The following is a 23104-nucleotide window of genomic DNA, read 5'->3' as shown; positions in this document are numbered from 1 at the left end:
GTTTGATGGAGTTTCGGCAGCTCAATTACTTCATCGCGGTCGCCGAGGAGGGAAACCTAACGGCGGCATCCCGACGCCTGAACATTTCGCAGCCGCCTCTCACGCGACAGATCCACCAGCTAGAGGACGAACTCGGCGCAAAGCTTTTTTACCGCTCGTCAAAAGGCGTGCAGTTGACCGCTGCCGGCAGCGCCTTTCTTGCCGATGTGCATCGTCTGGTGCATTTCACCGAGGTCGCGTCGGACAAGTGTCGAGCTGCGGATCGTGGTGAGATTGGCCACCTCGAGGTCGGCTATTATGGAGCAACCATTCACTCGGCCGTGCCTCACGCGATCCGTCGCTTCCAGGAAGTCCGACCACAGGTCTCGGTGCAGCTCCGGCGTGCAACGAAGCGCGAACAATTTGATCAGATTCGCGACGGCCGACTCGGCGTCGGTTTCGCTCGGCATTATTCAACCGAATCCGATCTCGATACGCTTTGCGTATGTGTTGATCGTCTCTTCGCGATGGCTCGGATTGGAGTCTTGCCTAAGCCATCTACCGACAGCTTTACTCTGGCTGAGCTTGAAGGAAAGCCCATCGTTATATTTCCCCAAGGCGGGCGGCCAAGTTTTGGCGACAAGGTCCTAGAGTTGCTCAGTCGCGCGGGCGTGCGCCCCTCGAATGTCGAAGCAGCGGAAGACGTCTTCGCGGCTATTGCGATGACTATGATAAGCAATGCGATCTGTGTTATCCCGGAAGCTGTCGCAGAACTGCATTGGCCGGAACTTGAATCGGCGTTGATTGATGATCCAACGGCTGTCTCCCCGGTGAGCTGCGTCTTTCTTAAGGAAGGGCGCACAGCTGTCGTTGACGCCTTCCTCGATACGATCCCACGTTGAAGACATACGGATTAGGTATCGCCACGACGCGTGATCGGTATTTGACGATACGAGGGGCTCCGGGCGATCAATGATCGTTGCGAGGCCATCCGATGATCCCTTTTGTTTATGAGAGTCTGCCTTCACGCGTCATATTTGGCCGCGGGACAGTTGGCCAGGTAGGTGTTGAGATTGAACGGCTCGGCGCCAAGCGGGTGATCATCCTTACTACTGCCGAACAATCGGCTGAAGCCGAGAGGATCTCGCGGCAAGTGAGCGGTGTTCATGGCGCGACGTTCAATGGCGCTGTGATGCATACGCCCTTGGAAGTAACGAACCGGGCATTGCAGATCGTTCAACAAAGGAAAATCGACGGCATCCTCGCGATTGGCGGCGGCTCCACGATCGGCCTCAGCAAGGCCATCGCTCTACGCACCGACTTGCCGCAGCTAGTGATCCCGACCACTTATGCCGGATCGGAGATGACCCCTATCCTTGGTCAGACCGAGAACGGCATAAAGACAACGCAACGGACAGCGAAGGTCTTACCCGAGACGGTGATCTACGACGTCGATCTGACCCTCAGCTTGCCGGCAAAGATGTCGGTGGTCAGCGCAATCAATGCGATGGCGCACGCGGCGGAAGCCTTGTATGCGACGAACACAAATCCGGTCTTGTCGATGATGGCTGAAGCAGGTATCGCCGCCCTTTACCGAGGGCTGCCGATCATTACGAAAAGCCCGGAAAATATAGAGGCCCGAAGCCATACACTTTACGGAGCGTGGCTATGTGCAGTGTGTCTTGGCACCAGCAACATGGCACTCCACCACAAGCTATGCCACGTGCTCGGCGGATCCTTCAATCTTCCCCACGCTGAGACGCATGCTATCATTCTTCCTCACGCGATCGCATACAACTCACCGGTAACGCGCGATGCGATCGCAGCACTAAAGCGCGCCCTGGGAGGCGAAGGCGTGGCCGGACGGATCTTTGATTTAACGCAATCAGCGAACGCTCCGACAGCTCTCAGAGATCTTGGCATGCCTGAAAATGGCATTGATCGCGCAGCCGAAATTGCTTTGGCAAGTCCCTACGCCAATCCTCGACCAATCGAACCCGCACTCTTGCGTCGACTGATCGTCAATGCGTGGTCGGGCGTGCGTCCTGACCATTCTTCGTATGTAGATTAGTCCGCTCAGGCGCCCAATAATCGCGCCTCAGCACGTTATGATGAACCTTGACCGACCTAGGCGGCTTTACTCCGGATCCTATCAAATCAGACATCGGCGTTCGTAAAAGCAGGCCACGACCGGCCATCTGCAAGCAGCGCCCAGCTCACAACGACTGCCATACCGTGTTGCAATTCGTCTTCGCCGACATACCAGCTTAGAAAGCGAAAACCATCGTCCATATCGACGAGTGTTGGCCGATGAGAAACACGGTCGTCTGTAGCCGCACCATTCTGAATGATCCAGGAATGGACACGGCCTCTGCCAATAGCCTCACGCCAACCCAGGTTTCGTGAACCGGTATACTGGCTGACCGGTCGCGGCGGATGCTGGAAGCGATCAGTATCAAAGCAGTACTGCACGAAAAGCTTGCGTTCGCGCGCATGGCTCCAAAAGGGAGTCGTGTCGATATAACCTGCGAATGCAGCATCGGGCGGGAGAAGTACGAGCGACGTCATCCTACGATTCCAAAACCATGACAGAGCTTGTCAGCCAGTTTCCGGCGTAAGGTATAGCCCCTATGCCGGTTACAACAGCGTTGGTCCGCGAGGGTATTTGACGCGCACCTGCCTCGCCAAATAGCTGACGAATAGCTTCGACCAAGATCAACCCGCCTGCCGCAAGGCCGGGCTGGCCGGCTGAGAGTTGTCCGCCACCTGTATTGAGCGGCAAATCGCCCTTTGCGGAAAAATCGGTCGCAAGAACATAATTTGATCCGCTGCCACGATCGCAAAATCCAAGCTGCTCAAGCTGTAGCAGCACCGCAATCGTAAAATCGTCATAGGCCTGAAGCATCGAAACCTTATTGGGAGTGAGCCCCGCGCGTCGCAATGCCTTCGGCCCCGCAACCGAAAATCCTGTATCGAGGACGTCCGACATGGCCTCAGCTGACCGATGGCCCGTCCGTTCTGAATAGCTGGCGATCCGCACCATCTTGCTACCGAAAGTCCGCGCACGCCGTTTGGTCGTGAGCATGATCGCGTTGCCGCCATCGCAAAACATAACGCTGTCAAGCATACGCAAGGGATCCGCAACCAGGCGCCCTTCAAGATATTCACGTTCGGTGAGAGGACGCCGGAGCTTGGGTAGTGCATTGTCGTTAAGAAGCGCCCCCTCGCGCTGCACAATGGCAATTTTTCCTAGGGCGCGTGGATCAAGCTCGTATCGCGTTTCATAGGCTCGCAGCAAAAGACCAAACGCATCCGGAGGACGCCGAATTCCGACCGTCTCAAGAAATTGGGTACGATAACTGGAAAATTTCAAGTTGAGCGCGCTGCTTGGCGCATCAGCACTGAGTACGACGGCGATCTCACACTGGCCGCATCGCAACGCAGCTGCTGTAGCCGCAACGCCACTGATAACCGATGAGCCACCGATGTTTGTCGTTTGGAACCAATCGAGCGACAAGCCAAGTACCTCGGCGAGGTCCGACGTGTAAAAAAGATGCCGGCCCTCGCTTAGTGAGGCGGTCGTGCAAAACCCATCGATCGCGTCCCTCTCTACGCCCGTATACTGAAGGAGATCGGAAAACACCTCGCCGGCCAGGTCATACACGCTTCGCAACGAGCGAAACGAGTTTGGCAACTCCGAGTATCCGACAATGACGATGTCGTCTACGGCCATACGTTGCTGTCAACCGGCTTGGAGGTGCGCAGAGCTATGCGAGAGACCTTGCCAGTCAAACCGAGTGGCAACGCGTCAATCCAATGGAAAACCTTGGGCACCTTGTATCCAGCCAGGTGATGATGCCGGCGCAGAAACTGACTAAGCTCCTCAGCTTCGGGCCGCTCACCGCGCGCCACCATATAGGCCTCGATACGCTGTCCCAACTGAACGTCGATTTGACCCACGACGGCGCATTGCGCAACGGCAGGATGTGTAAGCAACGCATGTTCGATCTCTTCGCTGTGAACCTTCATGCCGCCGGTATTGATGACGTTATCGAGGCGGCCCAATACATAGAGATGCCCATCAGCGTCCAACCGGCCGAGATCACCGCTGCGCCACCATCCGTCTATGAACTTCTTACGGGTCATCTCAGAGTCCTTCCAATACCCGACAGCAGTCGCTGGGCTCGAAAGGAGGATCTCGCCGCTCTCACCCACCGGAAGCTCGTCGTCGAATTCGCCGCCGGGCGCGACGATCTTGATGTCATTGCCAATCAACGGCCGGCCGCTTGACCCGATTTTGCCGCCCTCTGCCAGTTCCTCGGGCGTGACGGAAAAACAGGTGCCGATAAAGGATTCTCCGGATGCGTAGAAACAGCGAATTGTCTTGCATATCCGGCTGTACATTTGACGCACATCCGTTTCAGAAGGGGCTTCGCCCGAAACAGCGGCAAGTGTCAGCGACGACAAGTCATATTTCTCGGGTCCAGCGTCGAACAGCATTCGCCAGACCGTGGGAACTGACGGTGCGAAAGTAATACGTTCTCGCTGGCAAGCTTTCAGGAAGTCTGGAGCCGCGAAAGTCTTGCCAAAGCAAGCCTTGGCAGAAGCGGCAATGAACGGAAGAAGGATCAGCGTCCAAGCTGCAAAGGACGGGTTGATATAGAGCAAGATCGAGCTCTTCGGGGTTATCAAAGCCAACGCAGTCTGTCCGCTCTTGGAGCCTTCCAGCAATGTCTTTTGCGTGTGCATCACGCCTTTGGGACTGCCGGTGCTTCCCGACGAGAGAACGATCGCTGCAACGTCGTCCGGCTTCGGCCGGGCCGCCGCAACGTCGAATGGCGAGCACGTCGTAATCATGTCGCTGTAATGGGTATTAGCATGCCCGCGCTCGCCGAGGCTGATCAATTGAATAGGTCTGCCAAGGACGGCAATGGCAGCGAGGGCTTCGGTTTCCAATTCAGGATCATAGACAAGTACTTTGGCATCGAGCCAACCCAGCACTTCTCCGAGACGTCTTGAGGTCTCACGAACATGCAAGTTGCAGGCAATCCGGCCACTCAGAGGTGCCGCAAGCCAAGTTACAGCGTGACGCGCGGAGCTGCGGCACAAGAACGGAATGACATCACCCGGTGCGACGCCAAGGCGAGAAAAGCCTTGCGCCAACCGCAGCGCCTGATCCAACACGTCAAATCCGGAAATGCGATGATCGTCGTCTACAAACATTTCATCTTTGCCACACCATTGTGTGGCTCGGATAAAGAGGTCGCTGACGGTTTCGATAGAGGGAGTGCGCAGCATTGACGGATACCTGCTTTCCACTTCAAGAGCGGACTCGTTTCCTGATCCCGGTGCAGCATAACGCGGACGACTGGCCGGCGGACCGACCAGAGCTGTGCGAAAGCGCTGATTGAGCTCGCGAGTAGTTTTCTTCTCGGCTGCCATGCCCCGCTGAATGCGGAGCGGTCAGCACTGTCGGGGTGCAGAAATCAGGCAAACGGTCGGCAAATCTGGCCAATACCGGTTCCTGCACCCGCCGATACAGAAAGCGCTGGCGGATGCGACAATTTTATTCCGCAGCGAGGCGTTGCTTCGATGACAACCCGAGAATTTTCTCAAACGCCGTCAAGAGATCATCGACCGCCGATTTTGCCAAGTTTTTCGAACGCCAGCCGACGATCAAATCCGGTCGCACCAGGAGTGCTCCATCTTCATTGGTCTCGCGCAAGTGCGAGAAGTCACCGTAGATATCCTCGTATTCCCGGCCTGGCCCAACAATCACGGCATCGAGGTTAATCCCGTAAGCGTCCCGCACCTGGCGAGCTGCGGCGTCCCAGGCCTCACCACCAATGCCCGTCAACAACGTAAAGCGGCCCTTGCCGCAAAGATCGAGCGTTGAGATGCGATGACCGGTTTTTGTAACCAGCCAAGCATGCGGCAACGGGGCACCGGGACGGCTCGAATGCTCGTGATAAAGTTCGAGGTCGCGTTTGAATCCTGGATCGGGCGTGCCATCAGAAACAATGGCAGCGGAATCGTAACGCTGGTTCATTTCGACGCCATGCGCGTTGTAAACGTAGTGCGTGTTGTCGATCGCGTTGATGAGTGCGGCGCGCTGCTCTGCCGCTCCCGGCGTCGCTGCCTTGCGCGCCGCCATGTTAGCGATCATTTCCTGCGGCGACTTGGCGTCGAGAAGACCGAGCGCCTTGAAGATCGGCGGAAAATCGCCGAGGCTTTTGTTGGCCCGCTTCACGGTCTGCTTGGCAACCGGCGTTCGCTCTGGATCGTATGTCGAAAGCAAGCTTGGGGCGGCCTTACCCCCAAGGACCAGCGCTAGTTTCCATGCCAGATTGTAGGCATCCTGTATGGATACGTTTGAGCCGAGACCGTTGGTCGGGGGGTGGCGATGGATGGCATCGCCCATGCAGAAAACACGTCCTTTCGAAATGGACGTTGCAAACATATCGTTCACCGTCCAAAGCGAAGTGGCTTCGATTGTGACCGGGACTGAGTTATCACCGATCATGTTGTGAACGATCTCCTTGGCGAACCCCTCAGTCATTTCGGGGGCTCCCTGTTCGATATCGTAGCCCCAAATCGCCAACCATTTATTCCAAGGGCGGACCATGCGGACAAGGCCAATACCGAGGCCCCCGGTGCTGGAGCCCGGCTGCATGACCCAATACAAAACGCTGGGCCGATGCGCGACAAAGCGAGAAAGATCGGCATCGAAATGAACATTGATCGCTCCGGACACGCCCATTTTGCCTTCCAATGGAAGGCCCGCGTCGGCGACTACTTTTGAGTTCGCGCCGTCGGCTCCGATCAAATATTTGCAGCGAATGTTGTAGGTCTCGCCAGTTAGTCGATCTCGCACGCTGACGGTGACACCTTTGTCGTCCTGCTCGTGATCCAAATATTCGGTGTCAAAACGGACTTTGGTACCGCGCTTCGCCGCGGCATTGATGAAAATGGGCTCGAGGAGATGTTGCGGCAGGTCGCACATCTTTGTCGGACTGGCGAGTTCGAAATCGGTTCGTCGTCGAGGATGATTGCCCCAAGTTTTGACGCGACCCAACTCCTCCCCAGCAAGGCTGGTGCAATAGGTGTTTTCCCCCATCAACTCTTGGCGCGTTGCATGCTGTTCCGCTTCTGCTTCCAGGCCCAAGTCACGGATGATTTCCATCGTGCGCTGATTGGTGATGTGCGCGCGTGGAGTTGGTGCGGTCCAGCCGTACTTGTTGATGACAAGAGCGCGCACACCATAGGTACCAAGCAAGGCGGCTGAGGCAGCGCCAGCGGGTCCTGTTCCGACGATCAAAACATCTATTTTAAGTGCCGTTCTGTTGCCGTGCATGGTTTCCCTCCGAGTACTCTTTTGACATTGCTCAGGCCACCTCCGCCCGCCTGTAGAAAGTGAATTTCAAACCCACAGAGGCGCAGCGATTGGCGGAGTGCGCTGGTGGAGCCGAGCTCGATGTCGATTGGTAGAAGGGTCGATCTCAAAAGAAAAATACCGTATAGATGCATGAGCGATACTCATACGGTATTGAGCCTTCAATGGGACTTCGACAGCTCAGTTGCTCTATCGCGATAGCCAAGGAGGGGACCTAGCAGCAGTGTCCGACGCCTGACAGTTCGCGGTCGCCTCGAAGGCGACAGATCCGCCCGCTCAAGGATGAACTGGGCGCAAAACTCAAGACCCCTGATCAGTGCCCAACTCTGCCTCCGACTGTGGACGGCCTAACCATCGGCGGCAGCATCCAACGACCCAAGCGACTGGGGCTAGAGTTGGTGGGCCGTTTGCTGGGTTTGTGGTGCGCTCGGAGGGCGACTCCATCAGTTACAATTTCAATGACTTATCGGCATGATCGAACGCATTAAGTGTGTTTCGCGCCGATAAGTACTTTTCGGGGTAAACGCCCAAGCACCAAGGCTACTCTTTGCGGTCGTCCGCACTATCGCCGACAGCGCGACAGTGCCATTCCCCATGGCATTCCCACGCGGGATCGGACTTTCGGTTCGTACACTTTCGGTGTACATTCGGATTCTGGCGTTGGGGTTGGCCCGACGCTCGGGATATGGAGCCCATCATGATCGATTTCGGATCGAATACCTCAGCATTGGATGAAACCTCCATGGTCAGCGTTTACGACCTGCTGCGTCAGCGCTGTGGCTTGTCACAACAAGACGCAGCCAACTTTCACAACACCAGGATCGATACGATCAAGTCGTGGTGCAGCGACCGGCGGACAGCCCCTGCAGGTGCCCTTGACGAGCTGCGCGATTTATATGCTGACATCGCCGAAGCAGGCCGCGAGCTCGCCGATATCGTCAGACTTAGGCCGCAGACCGACGAGAAGGGAGCACTGTTCTACTACGTCGGGACACCACTGAGCGTCGCTGACGCTGTGAAATCTGGCTTCCCCTGCGAGGGAAGCTGCCTCGCCGCAGTTGCCCTCGCGGTCACCATGCTTTCGGGTCCTGCCAAGCTCATCCCGCAGCGGTACGGCGAGCATCCTACCGCGTTTTCAAGGCAGCAGCGTCAGACTGCGAGGGTGACCGTCTACCACTTCAAGTTCTGGGATGCCAGTAGCGGCGACTACATAGTACCGGAGCGGAAGAGTACGCGCGAACGTATCAACATGATCGGCGCGGAGATCCTCGATGACACGGCAGAGCGAGTGGAGACTCGTTCTCTCGACAATCTGGGGCGTTACACGCCTGCAAGCGGTTCCATCGAAAACCACACTGACATGAGCCCCCGTGCGAGAGGCATTGCGAAGCTTCACGGGCTCGATGGCTGGGTGAGCGCGAAGCCGTCCTCCCTTCGCATCGACGGTGTTCCGCGGGTTGCCTTTACCTTCCGTGACGGCAACGAGGTTCACTTTGAAGCCGGCATCCTCAGGCGTCTTGCGCTCGAATTGTCGCAGCTTGGAGAGATTGAGGCCGCACGAAGCATTGAAGTCATTCTGAAGCAACTAGTCGGAGTAAACCTGCGAGAGGCACCAGGTGCCGGCACGCGCGCTGCCGTGCTTGATCGCTACAGGGTAGTGGATCATCCTAGATTGAACGTCCGGCCACTGAAGCCTGACGATGAACTCTGGCGTGTCGCGATCAGCGGTGAAGGCAATCCGCTAACCGCCTTAGATGTCGCCGGTGCGGTTAAGCTTGCCGATGAGCTCATGGCCATCGGCGAAAGCAAGCTCGCGGGACGCATCGTCAAGGCTGCGGCTGACGCGGCTGAGTTTCAAGCGCGCGGCGCTTAAAGACGGGCCGTGCGGGGTAGCCTTGCTCTAGCGTCGCACTTCCTGCGCTAGGATCCAGCCTTACGAGCCAGCGCATCTCTTACAACGTTGGCTGATTGCTCCAGCCTCTGGAGCATTGTCTTCAAATTTGCGGTTGTTGCTTCTTCCATGTGAATGTTTTGGGGAGCTAACGTCGCGCGAATGAGCTGATCAAGCGGCAGCGGGCACACTCCAGTCGAAGAAGCCCCACTATTTTCGAACGAAGCCTCCGGAATCACATCGCCGTCCGGGGTAAGCCTGCACGACAACGTCAAGTTAGATGAAACTGCTTCTTCTAGTAACCTGGCGGGAATTTCAATCGCCGCGACAACGGTGTCGGTCCCAACAATCCTGTATCCAAACCGATAAAGATGATCTGCCGCGCGCGTCTTTGGCAGGCACGCGCATTCGAAAAATGGTTCAATTTCCTGTCGAGTTGACAGATCCAATACCTTAACTCCGCCAACATAAGTTCAGCCCCCCAATCAATACCTAATTTATAGGTATCTGAAAAGTCGTTCTATGTGTCTGGCCTCCTTCTGGAGGCTTGATGCCCAAAACGGTTACGTCGCCCATTCAAAAGAAGCTCGCCGCGATATTGGTTGAGCTGAGAAAGGGCGCTGGTCTCCGTCAGGTTGATCTCGCCAATAAACTGGGCGTCTACCAATCCTGGGTAACCCATCTAGAATCTGGGCAGCGTCGAATAGACGTTGTCGAATTGATCGAGTTGGGGCGTGTCATTGGCTTTGACCCTGCCGAGGTCGTTCGGAAGCTAAATAAGCGTTAGGCATCTGCTGAAGCCTCTATCAATGACACGGCCAGGCTATATCTTGACGCGCTCAAGTGGTTGTTGGCTCAGTTCATCCGGTTGGTTTCGCTTTTGCGCGGCTACCGAGGCACAGCGCGCCTCAGGTGCGCCTTGCGGTGGTGAGGCCTGCTCCGGCAGCCTGGCGCCCGACGGGCCACGCCGCACGGCCTGCTCCGGGGATCGCGCGCGGCGGTGCTAGATCGGAATGGCGGCGCCAGCTGTGGCGCAACGCTTTCCAGTCTCCCGGAATTGGCACTGACCGGGGCGGACCTCTAACAGCTTCGGACATAAGCGGGCGCTGGCCATTTGGCGGACCGCGGGGTCAATGAGCCGGGGCGCCGGCGTAAACCCCGGCAAGTGCGCTTACCGGGTCAGTAAACGGCTAGCCGAGGCAGAGGCCTAATCTAGGGCGCAGCCTTCGGCTTCGAGCGGAAGTCCCTGCTCGTGGACCCCAGGCCGACCCATCGCGAAGCCCAGGCCCGGGTGTTCCATTCCCGTGAAACGTGAATCATACTGTCCGCTTTCACTTACTTATTTATCGAGGGATTTCCCATGACGGATTTGACTCCGGATGTCGTGATCGTTGGTGGAGGAATAGCTGGCGGTGCCCTGGCCACGGTGCTGGCGAGAAACGGGCTGGAAGTGTTCGTATTGGAAAGGGAAATATATTATCCCGACCGGGTGCGTGGGGAGTGGATTGCCCCTTGGGGAGTGGCCGAATTCAAGCGGCTTGGGCTTATCGATGTCCTGCGTCAGCATGGCGCGCTTAGCGTAGAGCGTAATGTGCCCTACGATGAGAATTGGCTGCCGGAGGCTGCCGAGCAGCGTGCCCTCGATTTCACCAAGCTGCCGCCGGATCTCCCGACGCCCATCTGCATCGGCCACCCGACCATGTGCAACGCTTTTGAAGCGTCGGCCAAAGCAGCCGGTGCGCGAGCCTTGCGCGGCGTGAAGGAGGTCGAAGTAACGGGGGGCGTCCGGCCGACCGTGTCGTTTACCTTGAACAACGAGTTGTTGCGGTTGACGCCTCGCCTCGTCATTGGTGCCGATGGACGCAATTCGGTCCTCAGAAAGCAACTTGGTTTTTCCATCCACTCCGACGAACCGCACAATCTCTTGGGCGGGATGCTCGTCGCAAATGTACCGGCTTGGCCTCGCCATGTTCAGGCGATCGGGACGGAGGACAGGCTGCACTATTTCGTTTTTCCGCAGGGCGAGGACAAGGTCCGCCTCTATGCGTGCTATGATTTTGCTGACCGACGGAAGTTCGCGGGTCCGGACCGAGAGGTGCGGCTATTGCAAGCCTTTCGGTTGAAGTGTCTGCCCTATTCGGAAGCGATCGTCGGCGGCACCCCCATCAGTCCGTTTCATTCCTACTCGAATGAGGATCATTGGATTGATGATCCGACGCTGCCGGGCGTCGTGCTGATTGGAGACGCTGCCGGCCACAATGATCCGATCATGGGACAAGGTCTGGCGATCGCTGCCAGAGATGTTCGTATCGTGTCCGACCTCCTGCAATCAGAGAAGGATTGGGGACACGCCGAATTTGCGCCGTACGTCGAAGAACGACGGGAGCGAATGCGCCGACTGAGGATTGCTGCCGGCCTGGCAACGAAGATACGGGTCGAATTTGGCGAGGACGCGAAGCAGCGTCGGGCCAGGGTTAGCGACAGAATGATCGAACGCCAGCTTTCGCCGTTACCCGCTGCGATCATAGGCCCGGAGCGATTGCCTCCAGGGGCTTACACGACCGAAACAATTGAGAAGCTGATTGCACCGTGAGGTACTAAGGCGACGGCGACGGCGCGACGACCTCGCCCACGAATAGCGTCCCTTGTCTAAGAGAAGAACTGCTCAAGACCGAATACTACTGGGCCAAAGACAGAGAAAGCAGCGGAGTTTCCTGAAACGATTGAAGCGCTTGGGTACGCTGTAGCGACAGGAGGCCTTCCAACGACGCTAACTATTGGATGTGCAGACAACCACTTAGCCGCGCTCAGGCGACAGTGCTTTTATCTTGCCGAGATCCCTTACCCTGCCCTTGATCGCGCTTGGTTGGCCCGGCTTTGCTCAAGTTGCCAAATCAATCACCGCGCGTTCGACCAGTACGACACGAAATAGAGGCCATTCGCCCGACAAACGAACGGCAATTCGAGCTCTGAGAGCACGCGCGGCGACGTCATTCCCCCTCGCGAAACTGGCGCACTGTCACGCCTCGAGATCGAAAATCCAAGCTCACGCGACGCGAATTTCCGATCGAGCAGCCCAAAATATTGCGCCAAAACCCGTCCGACCGATCGCATTTTTGGCCAGCGGCGAAGCCACTTTCCGGCTGCAAAATGCCCCTCCACTTTCTCCCAAAGCGGCGCAAGCAACGCAAAGAAGCCCCGCCTCCGAGGAGGCGGGACCGCTGGTTCCGGCCGGTCAATCGCCGCTGCGCCGCGACCAGATCAGGCTGAAGCCTTCGTCGCCTTCGACCTTGACCAGCGAGGCGTAGATCGGGGCCGGGAAGCTCGGATCGTCGAGCTTGACCGAGAGATATTCGCGCTCGCTGTCGCGGGCGGTCTTCTTCCAGGCGGCGCCGAACTCGGTCGTACCTGCGAAGATGCGGTAGTCGGGAGCCTTGTCGTTGTCCTTCTCGGATGCGACGAGCTTGGCCTTGATGTTGAGCGTCAGCGTCTTGATCGAGCCGGTGTAGCCGTTGTCGGAAGCGGTGAAGGTGCCGATGGTCGCCATGATAATCTCCGTCTGTTTTGCTCGGGCCGCGTCCATCGCAGCCTCGATGGCGATCCCTTGCCCGGGGAGCGATCGGCCCGCAGCCGTAAGGCCCGTAGCGCCAGCGGAGGACGGCGAAAGCCTGCTTTTTTGTCTTCCCGCGAGGAATGCCGCCGCTTTGCGGCAAGGGAAAAAAGCAGGCGTGAGCTGTTGCGGGAAGGCGATCGAGGCCCTTGCCGTCCGCCGGGCTTGATCAGCCCAATCGTGACTACGTTGGACGCGCGCCCACAACGGAACTGACGGAGAATTATCATGGCGACCACCGCCGGCGCAGCATCAGACGACGGCTACACCGGCTCGATCAAAGCCGATCTCCACGCTTCAACTGCAGTGAGGACCCAACCAGATCAACGCAAGCATACCCAGCAACTTGTTCGCGCAAGGAAAGGACGGTGCCGCCAGAACTACCGCCCGAATGCGCTTGCGATAGGTGTCGTCGAGCTACGATCCGAGCTTCCCGGGTCCGATCTCCGCCACGCTGGTGAGGGTCGAAGGAGCCGCGATACTACCGTCCTAGCTGCTGCAATCGGCGTTGATCGGAGGGATCGTGCCCCCGATCGGAGGGAACTCTTTGCGCGGGAAATCGCCGCATTGCATCCATGAAATAGGCCGCGCACCTGATGGTGCGCGGCCGAAATTTTGACCCCGCCGGGGCCGCCCGCGCGGCCCCGGCGCTTATTTCACTCCGCGGCTTCCGCTTGGATTTCGCTTCCTTGCGCCTCGCTTTGGAGATCAGTTTGCGCGCGCGGCGCGGCCGTCCGCAGCAGCGACGGCAGCCAGCCAGTCGCGGCCAACAGCTGCTCGGCAGCCTGCGCCATGTCGGCCTTCTTCATGGCCGACATGCGCTCGGCCGCCTCCTCGCTGATGGCTTCGCGGACCGCCGCCAGAATGCCCGCCTTGGTGACGCGGCCGAGATAGCTCCGCGCTGTCGGGCGCCAGTAGGCGGTCATGTCGAGGGCCATAGCCTCGGCCAAATGGCTGGCCGCCGCTAGCGCCCGCGGCCTCCGGTCAAACGGCAATTTGACCGCATTGACCGTCAGGAAGACGCAATGCGCGAACAACGCCATGCGGCTGTCGTGGTCGAGCTCGGCCACGAATTCCCACAATGCACCGACGTCCTTGGGCATCTGCCGCGCCCAATTGGCATGGCGATCCGACCAAGCTTTCCCGGCCGGCGTGTCCTCGATCCCGTCCGCATGCGCTGCGAGATCGGTCTTCACCGGCTGGATGCCGACCACATGCGCGGCCGCCCCGACATAGAAGATTTGAGCGGCGAGCGCATGGGTGACCGCCACGATGGCGACATCAGGCTGCTCACTCAGATTCAGCCGCAGCCCCAAGGTTCGATGCGCGGTGAGGTCGCGAACGAGAGCGTCGGACAGCGGTTGATGCTCGTCCTCCTCGTCGGCCGCGCCCTCGCCGTCTTCGCGATCCAGTGCGGCTTCCTCGCCCTCCCGGTCCTCCATATCCCGCGCCTCGGCATCGCTGACGGAGCCAGTTTCGGCCTCGGGTTTCTCGTCTCCGGGACGGACAAAGCCCCGTTCGATCCGAACGCTGCCGTCGTGATTGAGGCTCACGAACGCGCCGCCGCGCGCGACGTCGGCGGGATCGTAGGCCTGCCGTTTCGCCTCCAGCCGCTCGATCTCAGCCTCCAACTCGCCGAACCGCGCGTCCGCCTCGTCCGGCAGTTCCTCGGAAGTCTGATGCTGCTCGGTCAGCCGGTCGAACTCGCTCTGAACCGCCTGCAGCGCGGTCTCATCCTCCGCCGAAAGCTCGACCGGATGCGGGTAGACGCGGAGCATGCCATGGGCATGCGGGAAGTCGAGATGGGCCTCCGTCCACTTCCATCCCTCGGCCGCCCTTAAGGTATCTGCCTCGCGATTGAGCCTTGCCGTCACCAGCAAATCGAGCAGCGAGACGTCTTCCAGATAGCCGCCGCGATCCTCGGTGAAGAGGTCGCGCAGGATAGTGCCGCCCGCTTCCGTGTAGGCCTCAAGCCCGACAAAACGCACCCGGCGATCCGTGGCCGCGACATGGGTTTCGGTGAGCAGACGGCGGATGGTGCTGACATCCCGGTCATACGAGAGCCGCTCATAGACCGCTTCCTGCCGGACGTGATCGTGGACGATGGCAAAGGCCATCAGTTGCTCAAGCGTCAGAGCGCCATCGCGATAGAGCTGCATCAATTTCGGGGACACCGCCCCCAGCCGCAGGCGCTGCCGCACCACATGCGCGGTCACCCCGAAGCGCGCCGCGATCTCCTCCGCGCCGAGCCCGCGCTCGTCCGCGAGCTTCCCGAAGGCCTCGAACTGGTCAGCGGGATGCATGTCTTCCCGGGTGACGTTCTCGTCCAGGCTGATCTCGTGAGGGTCGTTCGCGGTGTCGACGATGCAGCGGATCGGCTCGGTCTTCTTGATCTCCTTCCGCCTCACCCGCAGCAGCTGGGCGAGCCGCCTGCCCTCGCCGATGGTGACAAAGTAGAACCCGGTGGCGGCCCCTTCTCCATCCAGCTCCGGTTCGACGACCAGATTCTGCAGGATGCCCTTGGCGGCAATACTCGCCGCATAAGCCTCGATGGCCGCCTCGCTGTGCGGCGTCTTACGCGCATTGTGGTGACTTCTTGAGCTTGTTGAGCGGAATGAGAACCTCCGTTCCGCTCGCGGAGATGATTTCAACCGATTTGGCCGACATGATCGTTCTTCCTTTTGCTTCCATGGGTGCATGGCGCACTCCGCGCCTGCGCCCCTGCCCGTCGGCGAGGCCGGGGGTAGCAAGTGCCAGGGCGACCCGAGTGGAGGGGTATCGCCCGCCCCGATGAGGGGCCGCTTCGCGAGAAGCGGGTCTGCACAAGCGCGTGCCATGTCGTCCAAGGTCGGCAAATGAACAAAGCGCGGAAGACCGGGGAGACCGCTCGGGTCGGCGCCGGCCGGCCGGCGCTTTACCCTGGCGCGCGCGAGGGACGGCGTCCCTTAGCTCTCAACGGTGATAGAGCTGGCAACTCGGAAGAATTGAAATCAAGCCGGGAGTGACAAGATCAAAAAGGCAGCCGCCGACAGGGCAGTGATAGCGACGCGGGCATGCAATGACCGCGGGCATCGAGGCGACTGCAGTGGCGAGACCGGTTAGCAAGGCACCCGAACGCGGGACAGTGATAGCGACGCCGGCATGCAATGACGGCGGGGCCCGCGGGCGAGTGCCTCCGGCGAGCGACACATTATATATGGCGATATATTTCGCGCGTGATCCTCCTATGCTTGCGCGAGGGATCGAAGCCGGATGGCCGAGACGTCGCACGGCTCGGTTCACAAGGGCCCGGTGCGGCCCTCGCCACACGCGCCGACAAAGATGCGATGATGACGTTTGCCGAAGCTGGATCTTATTGCGAGCTACTGTTGTCGCAATTCCGGTTTGCGGGCTGGAAAGAATTCTCAACTCTTTCCCACTGGCCTGGTGCTTGCCGGGTTGCAGCATTGCATCGCCGACGCCCGGGATCGAGCGTACAACATCGCACGTAACCGCTTGCCGACGAGTACATTTCGGATCTTCGCCCGTGCATCAAGGAAGATACAGCAAGACTCGGGACACGCCGCCGCGCCGCAACGCATGCGTTCACGCAACAGGCGCCGATGATCGCGCCTGGAGACAAGAAGGGCTCCCGCGCGAAGCGCAGGAGCCCAATACTCTCGAGTTAGTCTCCAGGATTCCAGATCAGGAAGAAGCCATTGTCGTCACCCAGGCCGACGGCTCGGCCAAGGTTCGCGTAGAGCTTGCGAGACCCAAGTTCAGGTGCCGCGAGTGACAGGCTGACGTAATCCTTGCCGCTGCTCTCACCGCGCCGGATCCAGCCCGCTCCGATCTCGACTCCCTGGGCGATGATGCGGAAATCCGGCTGAGCCTCAGTCGACTTGCCGCTGTTGGGAACGATGTCGATGTGGGCACGGATCGACAAGGTCTTGAGCTCGCCCCTGAAGCCGCCCTTGTCCGTACGGGTGACGAATCCGATTGCAGTCATGGTCTGTCTCCTTCGCTGCCACAGGGCCGATCCCCTGCGATGGCGAGACCGTCATGGGAAGCGAAACGCCATTGAACCCCACGGGGCGAAGCGCAGCGGCGCACCCGTGACAGCGCCTTTTTTGTAGCGGAGCGGCCGCGAGGAGCCGGTTTGCCGGCGGGGAAAAAAAGGAGCTGGCGAGGGTTTCGGATGGCGGGGCGATTCCCATAGGTCGTCACGTCCACAAGCAGGGAAATCGTCCGCGGAGAAAGCCAGAGGCCGGATGTTGACCGCATCGGAGCCTCCTAACCGAGTGTCCCTGGCGGCGCGTCAGGCCAACGCACAACCTGTCAGATCTACCAGTACCCGCAGAACATCCGACCCGATAGAATCGCGCGAGCCGCGTCCAGCAACCGCAGAATACTGTTGAAGGGATCGGCGAGGCCTGTTGGCTGCCGTGTGGATTGCGGTCAACGGCCCCATCAAGGGTTCAGCTTCACCGGGTGTGTTTCGCCCGCGCCAACGACGGCAGCGGGCATTGGCCAGTCAAGAAGCCAGCCGGAACGAAAAACAAGAATGAGGCCTCGCAAAAGTGATCAATATCCCCACCTAGGATAACGCTGGCGCTCTGGTCCCAGGCATTGCTCCTGTCCGCTCATGTCGGCCCAAACTGCGGCTTGTCGCAATTGAGTTGCCGTCCTTGCGTTGATTGTATGTGCCGATGGGCACTGATGACCTTGAGACGTCCAGCGCAAAGGGGCGCCTTACCAGACGCGGCACGTTAGTGCGTTCGCAATTCGCGATTTCACTGACATGATCGACACAAAGCACCGCGAAGCTGTTGGACAGCACGATCCACTTCGGCTTTCTGTGGCAGCGGCCGTGGCATTTCCCGATGGTTCGATGACCGCCTCCGGGTTGCGCAGAGAGAGTGCTCGCGGAAGGCTCATCATCGAGCGCATTGCGGGCAAGGATTACACGACACTGTTTCATATAGAGAGAATGAGGGAATTATGCCGCGTCCAAGCAAAGGAGCCCGGCTCTACAGACGCAAAGCACGGTATCGCGGAGGCAACCTCGTCGCCCAGTCCGTTTGGATTATCAAAGACGGCGACCGTCATATCGCCACAGGATGCATTGCGAGCGCGTCTGAAACAAAGCCGCCGCAGAAAGCAGAGCAAGCGCTAGCAGACTACATCGCGCAGAAGTATCAACCGGAGCGCAGCCGAAGAGACATCGACGACATCGACTGCGCCGACGTGCTGTCGATCTATTTGAGCGATATCGGCGAGCCAGGCGATCAGTTTGAAATTGAAGCGAGGATCGACCGGCTCAACGATTTTTGGGGTGGCAAGAAGCTGTCGGCGGTCAACGCGCAAACCTGCGCGGCTTACGTCAAATATCGCGGCAGTAAGGGCGGCGCACGCCGTGACCTCGAGACTTTTCGTGCTGCGATCAACCATCATGCAAAAGAGGGCTTTCACCGGGGCACGGTTCGCGTGTCCCTCCCGCCGAAAGGCGAGGCCCGCGACCGGTGGCTGACACGCAAAGAGGCAGCGGCCCTGATTTGGCAGTGTTGGCGCTATCGCGAAAAACAGACTGTCCACGTCGGCTCCTCAAAGGGCGCCCCGGTGCCGACGGACCGCCGACCACTGCGACACGTGGCCAGATTTATCCTGATCGGCCTCTATACAGGCACTAGGGCGGGCGCGATCGCGGCAGCATCACCATACCCCGAGCTTGGGCACTCGTACGTTGATCTGGAGCGTGGTATCTTCTACCGCAGGCCGATCGGGAAGCGAGCCACCAAGAAGCGTCAGACGCCAGCTCCGCTTCCACCCCGGCTGCTCGCTCATATGCGTCGTTGGAAAGATCGGAAGCTGATCAGCACCTGCTTTGTCGAGTTCAATGGCAAGCCGGTCGCTTCCGTGAAAAAAGGCTTCAAATCTGCCGTGGATCTGGCCAAGCTGCCTGGGAAAGTCACTCCGCACACGTTGCGCCACACGGCGGCGACCTGGCTGATGCAACGCGGCGTGCCGATCTGGGAGGCGGCCGGGTTCCTCGGCATGTCGCCCGAGGTCCTGCAGGATACCTATGGCCATCACCATCCCGATCACTTGCACGGGGCGGCTGCAGCGATTGGCCAGAAAGCGCGGTATGTTTCGGTGGTCAAATCGGTGGTTGACTCGGGAACGGCCACCGATGAGAAGAAAAAACCTAAGGAAATCTGGTCGGAGTGGCAGGATTCGAACCTGCGACCCCTGCGTCCCGAACGCAGTGCTCTACCGGGCTGAGCCACACTCCGACTAAGAGGCCGGCTTATAGCGTCGCGTTTCGGGGACCGCAAGGGACCACAGGCAACCAATTGAGGAATTGAGTCACAGTGGATACAGGCCTGAAAACGCACGTTTTGCCCGCCGGCGCCGCCGCCACGGCGACAGCGGCCGGGGTTCTGGCCGAGGGCGGCCTGGTAGCGTTTCCAACCGAGACGGTTTATGGGCTCGGCGCCGACGCCGGCAACGCCGCCGCGATCGCCCGGCTCTACCAGGCCAAGGGCCGGCCGGCCTTCAATCCGCTGATTGCCCATGTCGCCGATCTGGGCGCGGCGCGCCGGATCGCCCTGTTCGACGGGCAGGCGTTGCGGCTGGCGGAAGCGTTCTGGCCCGGCCCCCTCACCCTGGTGCTGCCGAAGGCGCTCTCCTGCCCGGTCGCTGAGCTCGCGACCGCCGGGCTCGATACGGTCGCGATCCGCATTCCAGCCCACAAGGTGGCACGCGACATCATCAAGGCGTTCGGCGGTGCTGTGGTAGCGCCATCGGCCAATCTCTCCGGCCATGTCTCGCCCACCACGGCCGAGCACGTGAACGGCGATCTGGCGGGCCGGATCGACATGATCGTCGACGGCGGCCCGGTCGAGGTCGGAGTCGAATCCACCATCGTCGGCTGCTTCTCCGATCCGGTGCTGCTGCGGCCGGGCGGGCTGACGCGCGCCGAGATCGAGCGTGTGCTCGGCCATCCCTTGCAATCGCCGCCGCCCGATACGGAAGGCGATGCTCAGCCGATCGCCCCGGGCATGCTGGCCTCGCATTATGCACCGCGGACCCCGGTGCGGCTCAATGCCAGCGACGTCCATGTCGGTGAAGCCTTGCTGGCGTTCGGCCCAGTCAAGGTCGGGCGGCGCGAATGCGCCTCGGTGGAGATGAACCTGTCCGAACGCGGCGATCTCGCCGAAGCTGCTGCCAACCTGTTCGGCTACCTTCGCACGCTCGACACAAGAAACGCAGATGCTATCGCAGTGATGCCCATACCCGAGGACGGGTTGGGCGAAGCCATCAATGACCGGCTGCGCCGCGCAGCGGTTGGGCGGTAACAAGCATGACCCGGAAGAGTGCGAGCCGGTTTTCCCCGCGTCAGACGCCAAGCGTTTGCGCAGAGGTCATGCCCAAATAAAGATCCCGACTGAGTGAAAGACCAAGAAGAAATGAACATCGTCCAATCAGCGGTGCCGCCGCTCCCGCCCGAATTGCTTGCGAAATTCCGCGCCATCGTCGGCGACAAATATGCCGTGACCGATGCCGCCGACATCGAGCCTTACGTCACCGAGGAGCGTGACCTGTTTCACGGGCGCTCGCCGCTGGTGCTGCGTCCCGGCTCGACCGCCGAAGTCGCCGCGATCTGCAAGCTAGCGAGCGAGCACCGGATCGCGCTGGTGCCGCAGGGCGGCAACACCGGCCTCGTCGGCGGCCAGACGCCGCACAATGGCGAGGTCGTGGTGTCGCTGCGGCGCCTCGACAAGATCCGCGACATCGACGTCGAATCCAACACCATGACCTGCGAGGCCGGCGTGGTGCTGCAAATCGCGCAGCAGAAGGCAGCCGACGTCGACCGGCTGTTTCCGCTGTCGCTCGGCGCCGAGGGCAGTTGCACCATCGGCGGCAACCTCTCGACCAATGCCGGCGGTACCGGAGCGCTCGCCTACGGCGTGGCGCGTGAGATGGCGCTCGGCGTCGAGGTCGTGCTCGCGGATGGCCGCGTGCTCAACGCTTTGTCCAAGCTGAAGAAGGACAACACCGGCTACGACCTGCGCAACCTCTTCATCGGCGCCGAAGGCACGCTCGGCATCATCACCGCCGCAACGTTGAAGCTGTTTCCGAAGCCGCGCGCGGTCGAGACCGCCTATGTCGGCCTGAAGTCGCCGGCGGCGGCATTGAAGCTGCTGTCGATCTCGCGTAACGAGGCGGCCGGCAGCCTGACGAGCTTCGAATTGCTCGCCGACATCGCGGTCGATTTCTCGATCCGCCACGGCATCGATATCCGCGATCCCTTGGAAAGCAAGCACCCCTGGTACGTGCTGATGGAACTGTCGTCATCGCGCGACGATGCCCGCGATGCGCTGGAGGCGATCCTCGCCCAGGGCATGGAGGACGGCATCGTCGACGACGCTGTCATCGCAACCAATTTGAGCCAGCGCCAGGCGTTCTGGAAGCTGCGCGACGAGATGTCGGCGGCGCAGAAGCCGGAGGGCGGCTCGATCAAGCACGATATTTCAGTGCCGGTCGCAGCGGTGCCCGCCTTCATCGCGGAGGCCAATGCTGCGGTAGTGAAGCTGATCCCGGGCGCGCGGCCGGTGCCGTTCGGCCATCTCGGCGACGGCAACATCCACTACAATGTCAGCCAGCCGGTCGGCGCCAATGCGGCCGACTTCCTGGCGCGCTGGCACGACGTCAACGCCGTGGTGTTCGAGATCGTGCTGCGGATGGGCGGCTCGATCTCGGCCGAGCACGGCATCGGCGTGCTCAAGCGCGACGAACTGCCCGACGTCAAGGACAAGGTCGCGATCGAGCTGATGCGGCAGGTCAAGGCGATGCTCGATCCGCTCGGCATCATGAATCCGGGCAAGGTGCTGTGACCGTGCAGGCGACAATACCCTCCTCCCTCGTCATTGCAGAGATCACCGACGCCGACGTCGCCGCTGTCGTCGCGCTGTGGCAGGCGTGCGGCCTGACCCGGCCGTGGAACGATCCGGCTGCCGACATCGCGCTGGCACGGCGCGGACCGAGCTCCGCCATCCTTGTCGGCCGCAGCCCGGACTCGATCGTGGCGACCGCGATGGTCGGTCACGACGGTCATCGCGGCTGGGTCTATTACGTTGCCGTCGATCCGAGCAGCCAGGGCAAGGGGCTTGGCCGCACCATGATGGCGGCGGCTGAGGACTGGCTGCGCAATGCCGGCGTGCCGAAGCTGCAATTGCTGGTGCGCCGGGAGAACGCCAAGGCCGGCGCATTCTACCAATCGCTCGGCTATGAGGAATCGACCTCGGTGATACTGGCCAAATGGCTCGACGGCCGCGAAGCGACGTCGTGACGGAATTAAAGGGTTACGCATGAGCATCGCCGACCGCGTCCGCGTCAAGGACGTCCAGCTACTGTCGAAGCGCCGCTACGAGCTGAAGAGCGCGACATTCGACTACCGCCGCAGCAACGGCGAATGGCAGACCCAGGTGCGCGAGGTCTATGACCGCGGCAATGGCGCGGCGCTGTTGCCCTACAATCTCAAGACCCGCACCGTGGTGCTGGTGCGCCAGTTCCGCTATCCCGCTTTCGCCAACGGCTATGACGATCTCCTGATCGAGGTCGCCGCCGGCATGCTCGACGACGCCGCGCCGGAGGCGCGCATCCGCGCCGAGGCGGAGGAAGAGATCGGCTACCGGCTCGCGCATGTGCGCAAGGTGTTCGAAGCCTTCATGACGCCAGGTGCGGTGACCGAGAAGCTGCACTTCTTCGTCGCCGAATACGACGCCACGATGCGCGTCAGCGATGGCGGCGGGCTCGCCGACGAGGGCGAGGACATCGAGGTGCTGGAGCTTGCGATCGACGACGCGCTCGCCATGATCAGCGATGGCCGCATCGTCGACGGCAAGACCATCATGCTGCTGCAATACGCAGCGCTGCATCTGTTCAGGTGAATGCCGCGCCGTCCCGGCCAGGACCGAGGCGGCTCGCGCCATCGGCTAGACAAAATATCGAAAACAACCCCATGCACAGTAGCCGGCGGTGGCCGGCGCTCGACTTGACACGTCGGGCAACTCACGGATACGCTTCCAATATTCCGAAATCACGCAGGCGCGCTGGCCCCTAGAGCGATTTCCATTCCGATGGAATCGAACGGGGCGATAGTGCTCTAGCTGTGGAATCTCAGGAGGTCGTCCATCGGAAGGCCGAGGCGGCTGATGGGTGGTTTGGCTTGCAGACTACCGTGCGGACG

General features: G+C 60.3%; 18 protein-coding genes, 1 tRNA gene and 2 pseudogenes. 11 read left to right on the top strand and 10 right to left on the bottom strand.

Features of this window, described 5'->3' with window-relative positions; translation table 11 throughout:
• Positions 1-5: 5 nt before the first annotated feature.
• The gene (locus BraRD5C2_RS33745) at positions 6-881 is read left to right on the top strand and encodes a LysR family transcriptional regulator (RefSeq protein ID WP_223975746.1); all 876 of its coding nucleotides are present in this window, start codon (positions 6-8) and stop codon (positions 879-881) included.
• Positions 882-973: 92 nt separating this feature from the next.
• Entirely contained in the window at positions 974-2050 is a 1077-nt protein-coding gene (locus tag BraRD5C2_RS33740) for a maleylacetate reductase (protein ID WP_223975744.1), read from the top strand.
• Between the two features lie 86 nt (positions 2051-2136).
• Here the strand turns inward: BraRD5C2_RS33740 and BraRD5C2_RS33735 are convergent, their stop codons facing one another.
• From BraRD5C2_RS33735 to BraRD5C2_RS33720, 4 genes are all read right to left on the bottom strand, one after another.
• Complete coding sequence (locus BraRD5C2_RS33735; protein ID WP_223975742.1) at positions 2137-2547, bottom strand: Zn-ribbon domain-containing OB-fold protein; 411 nt, start codon at positions 2545-2547, stop codon at positions 2137-2139.
• A 1-nt stretch (position 2548) separates the two neighbouring features.
• The gene (locus tag BraRD5C2_RS33730; protein ID WP_223975741.1) at positions 2549-3712 is read right to left on the bottom strand and encodes a thiolase family protein; all 1164 of its coding nucleotides are present in this window, start codon (positions 3710-3712) and stop codon (positions 2549-2551) included.
• The gene (locus tag BraRD5C2_RS33725) at positions 3703-5421 is read right to left on the bottom strand and encodes a class I adenylate-forming enzyme family protein (RefSeq protein WP_223975740.1); all 1719 of its coding nucleotides are present in this window, start codon (positions 5419-5421) and stop codon (positions 3703-3705) included. The genes BraRD5C2_RS33730 and BraRD5C2_RS33725 overlap by 10 nt, the downstream gene beginning before the upstream one ends.
• Before the next feature lie 124 nt (positions 5422-5545).
• Positions 5546-7333 carry an FAD-dependent oxidoreductase gene (locus tag BraRD5C2_RS33720; protein WP_223975739.1) on the bottom strand — a complete coding sequence of 596 codons (1788 nt, stop codon included), beginning with the start codon at positions 7331-7333 and terminating at the stop codon, positions 5546-5548.
• Positions 7334-8069: 736 nt separating this feature from the next.
• On the opposite strand from BraRD5C2_RS33720, the gene BraRD5C2_RS33715 reads away from it, so the two are divergent.
• Positions 8070-9245, top strand: a complete 1176-nt coding sequence (locus BraRD5C2_RS33715) for a helix-turn-helix domain-containing protein (RefSeq protein WP_223975738.1) — start codon at positions 8070-8072, stop codon at positions 9243-9245.
• A 47-nt stretch (positions 9246-9292) separates the two neighbouring features.
• On the opposite strand, the gene BraRD5C2_RS33710 is transcribed toward BraRD5C2_RS33715, so the two are convergent.
• On the bottom strand, positions 9293-9712 hold the full coding sequence (locus tag BraRD5C2_RS33710; protein WP_223975737.1) for a hypothetical protein: 420 nt from the start codon (positions 9710-9712) through the stop codon (positions 9293-9295).
• A gap of 101 nt (positions 9713-9813) precedes the next feature.
• Between BraRD5C2_RS33710 and BraRD5C2_RS33705 the strand changes: the two genes are divergently transcribed.
• Together BraRD5C2_RS33705 and BraRD5C2_RS33700 are read left to right on the top strand one after the other, a co-directional pair.
• Positions 9814-10050 carry a helix-turn-helix domain-containing protein gene (locus tag BraRD5C2_RS33705; protein ID WP_223975735.1) on the top strand — a complete coding sequence of 79 codons (237 nt, stop codon included), beginning with the start codon at positions 9814-9816 and terminating at the stop codon, positions 10048-10050.
• Positions 10051-10623: 573 nt separating this feature from the next.
• Positions 10624-11856, top strand: a complete 1233-nt coding sequence (locus BraRD5C2_RS33700) for an NAD(P)/FAD-dependent oxidoreductase (protein ID WP_223975734.1) — start codon at positions 10624-10626, stop codon at positions 11854-11856.
• Between the two features lie 642 nt (positions 11857-12498).
• Here the strand turns inward: BraRD5C2_RS33700 and BraRD5C2_RS33695 are convergent.
• The 3 genes and pseudogenes from BraRD5C2_RS33695 to BraRD5C2_RS33685 form a co-directional block, all read right to left on the bottom strand.
• Positions 12499-12810: a DUF736 domain-containing protein gene (locus BraRD5C2_RS33695; protein ID WP_223975732.1), complete on the bottom strand. Its 312-nt coding sequence runs from the start codon at positions 12808-12810 to the stop codon at positions 12499-12501.
• Between the two features lie 719 nt (positions 12811-13529).
• Positions 13530-15540 (bottom strand): annotated as a pseudogene (locus BraRD5C2_RS33690) (ParB/RepB/Spo0J family partition protein).
• A 997-nt stretch (positions 15541-16537) separates the two neighbouring features.
• The gene (locus BraRD5C2_RS33685) at positions 16538-16861 is read right to left on the bottom strand and encodes a DUF736 domain-containing protein (RefSeq protein WP_223975730.1); all 324 of its coding nucleotides are present in this window, start codon (positions 16859-16861) and stop codon (positions 16538-16540) included.
• A 792-nt stretch (positions 16862-17653) separates the two neighbouring features.
• On the opposite strand from BraRD5C2_RS33685, the gene BraRD5C2_RS33680 reads away from it, so the two are divergent.
• Complete coding sequence (locus BraRD5C2_RS33680; RefSeq protein ID WP_223975728.1) at positions 17654-18028, top strand: excisionase; 375 nt, start codon at positions 17654-17656, stop codon at positions 18026-18028.
• On the opposite strand, the gene BraRD5C2_RS39600 is transcribed toward BraRD5C2_RS33680, so the two are convergent.
• Positions 18025-18447, bottom strand: a complete 423-nt coding sequence (locus BraRD5C2_RS39600) for a hypothetical protein (protein WP_308444472.1) — start codon at positions 18445-18447, stop codon at positions 18025-18027. The genes BraRD5C2_RS33680 and BraRD5C2_RS39600 overlap by 4 nt on opposite strands.
• Here BraRD5C2_RS39600 and BraRD5C2_RS39595 point away from each other — a divergent pair.
• A pseudogene (locus BraRD5C2_RS39595) lies at positions 18340-18852 on the top strand (site-specific integrase); the annotation flags it as partial. The gene BraRD5C2_RS39600 and the pseudogene BraRD5C2_RS39595 sit on opposite strands and share 108 nt — an antisense overlap.
• A 216-nt stretch (positions 18853-19068) precedes the next feature.
• Here BraRD5C2_RS39595 and BraRD5C2_RS33670 read toward each other — a convergent pair.
• Positions 19069-19145: transfer RNA gene (locus BraRD5C2_RS33670), tRNA-Pro, on the bottom strand.
• A gap of 78 nt (positions 19146-19223) precedes the next feature.
• On the opposite strand from BraRD5C2_RS33670, the gene BraRD5C2_RS33665 reads away from it, so the two are divergent.
• The 4 genes from BraRD5C2_RS33665 (at position 19224) to BraRD5C2_RS33650 (ending at position 22805) form a co-directional block, all read left to right on the top strand.
• Positions 19224-20210, top strand: a complete 987-nt coding sequence (locus BraRD5C2_RS33665; RefSeq protein ID WP_223975727.1) for an L-threonylcarbamoyladenylate synthase — start codon at positions 19224-19226, stop codon at positions 20208-20210.
• 111 nt (positions 20211-20321) lie between these two features.
• A complete protein-coding gene (locus BraRD5C2_RS33660; protein WP_223975726.1) occupies positions 20322-21749 on the top strand; it encodes an FAD-binding oxidoreductase in 1428 nt (475 codons plus the stop codon).
• Positions 21746-22204: a GNAT family acetyltransferase gene (locus BraRD5C2_RS33655; protein ID WP_223975725.1), complete on the top strand. Its 459-nt coding sequence runs from the start codon at positions 21746-21748 to the stop codon at positions 22202-22204. The genes BraRD5C2_RS33660 and BraRD5C2_RS33655 overlap by 4 nt, the downstream gene beginning before the upstream one ends.
• A gap of 19 nt (positions 22205-22223) precedes the next feature.
• Positions 22224-22805 carry an NUDIX hydrolase gene (locus tag BraRD5C2_RS33650; RefSeq protein ID WP_223975724.1) on the top strand — a complete coding sequence of 194 codons (582 nt, stop codon included), beginning with the start codon at positions 22224-22226 and terminating at the stop codon, positions 22803-22805.
• The last annotated feature ends 299 nt before the right edge of the window (positions 22806-23104 follow it).

Origin of the sequence: Bradyrhizobium sp. RD5-C2 (assembly GCF_019972155.1) — a bacterium.
Taxonomy (GTDB): Bacteria; Pseudomonadota; Alphaproteobacteria; order Rhizobiales; family Xanthobacteraceae; genus Bradyrhizobium.
The sequence above is the reverse complement of the archived record's forward strand: the minus strand, read 5'-3'. Positions and strand labels throughout refer to the sequence as shown.

Excerpts from the sequence above, each read along its gene's own strand:
- BraRD5C2_RS33705 (WP_223975735.1), top strand. The coding sequence starts at position 9,814 with ATGCCCAAAACGGTTACGTCGCCCATTCAAAAGAAGCTCGCCGCGATA.
- BraRD5C2_RS33730 (WP_223975741.1), bottom strand. The coding sequence starts at position 3,712 with ATGGCCGTAGACGACATCGTCATTGTCGGATACTCGGAGTTGCCAAAC.
- BraRD5C2_RS33700 (WP_223975734.1), top strand. The coding sequence starts at position 10,624 with ATGACGGATTTGACTCCGGATGTCGTGATCGTTGGTGGAGGAATAGCT.
- BraRD5C2_RS33685 (WP_223975730.1), bottom strand. The coding sequence starts at position 16,861 with ATGACTGCAATCGGATTCGTCACCCGTACGGACAAGGGCGGCTTCAGG.
- BraRD5C2_RS33745 (WP_223975746.1), top strand. The coding sequence starts at position 6 with ATGGAGTTTCGGCAGCTCAATTACTTCATCGCGGTCGCCGAGGAGGGA.
- BraRD5C2_RS33735 (WP_223975742.1), bottom strand. The coding sequence starts at position 2,547 with ATGACGTCGCTCGTACTTCTCCCGCCCGATGCTGCATTCGCAGGTTAT.
- BraRD5C2_RS33720 (WP_223975739.1), bottom strand. The coding sequence starts at position 7,333 with ATGCACGGCAACAGAACGGCACTTAAAATAGATGTTTTGATCGTCGGA.
- BraRD5C2_RS33660 (WP_223975726.1), top strand. The coding sequence starts at position 20,322 with ATGAACATCGTCCAATCAGCGGTGCCGCCGCTCCCGCCCGAATTGCTT.
- BraRD5C2_RS33740 (WP_223975744.1), top strand. The coding sequence starts at position 974 with ATGATCCCTTTTGTTTATGAGAGTCTGCCTTCACGCGTCATATTTGGC.
- BraRD5C2_RS33650 (WP_223975724.1), top strand. The coding sequence starts at position 22,224 with ATGAGCATCGCCGACCGCGTCCGCGTCAAGGACGTCCAGCTACTGTCG.
- BraRD5C2_RS33725 (WP_223975740.1), bottom strand. The coding sequence starts at position 5,421 with ATGGCAGCCGAGAAGAAAACTACTCGCGAGCTCAATCAGCGCTTTCGC.
- BraRD5C2_RS33715 (WP_223975738.1), top strand. The coding sequence starts at position 8,070 with ATGATCGATTTCGGATCGAATACCTCAGCATTGGATGAAACCTCCATG.
- BraRD5C2_RS33680 (WP_223975728.1), top strand. The coding sequence starts at position 17,654 with ATGATCGACACAAAGCACCGCGAAGCTGTTGGACAGCACGATCCACTT.
- BraRD5C2_RS33695 (WP_223975732.1), bottom strand. The coding sequence starts at position 12,810 with ATGGCGACCATCGGCACCTTCACCGCTTCCGACAACGGCTACACCGGC.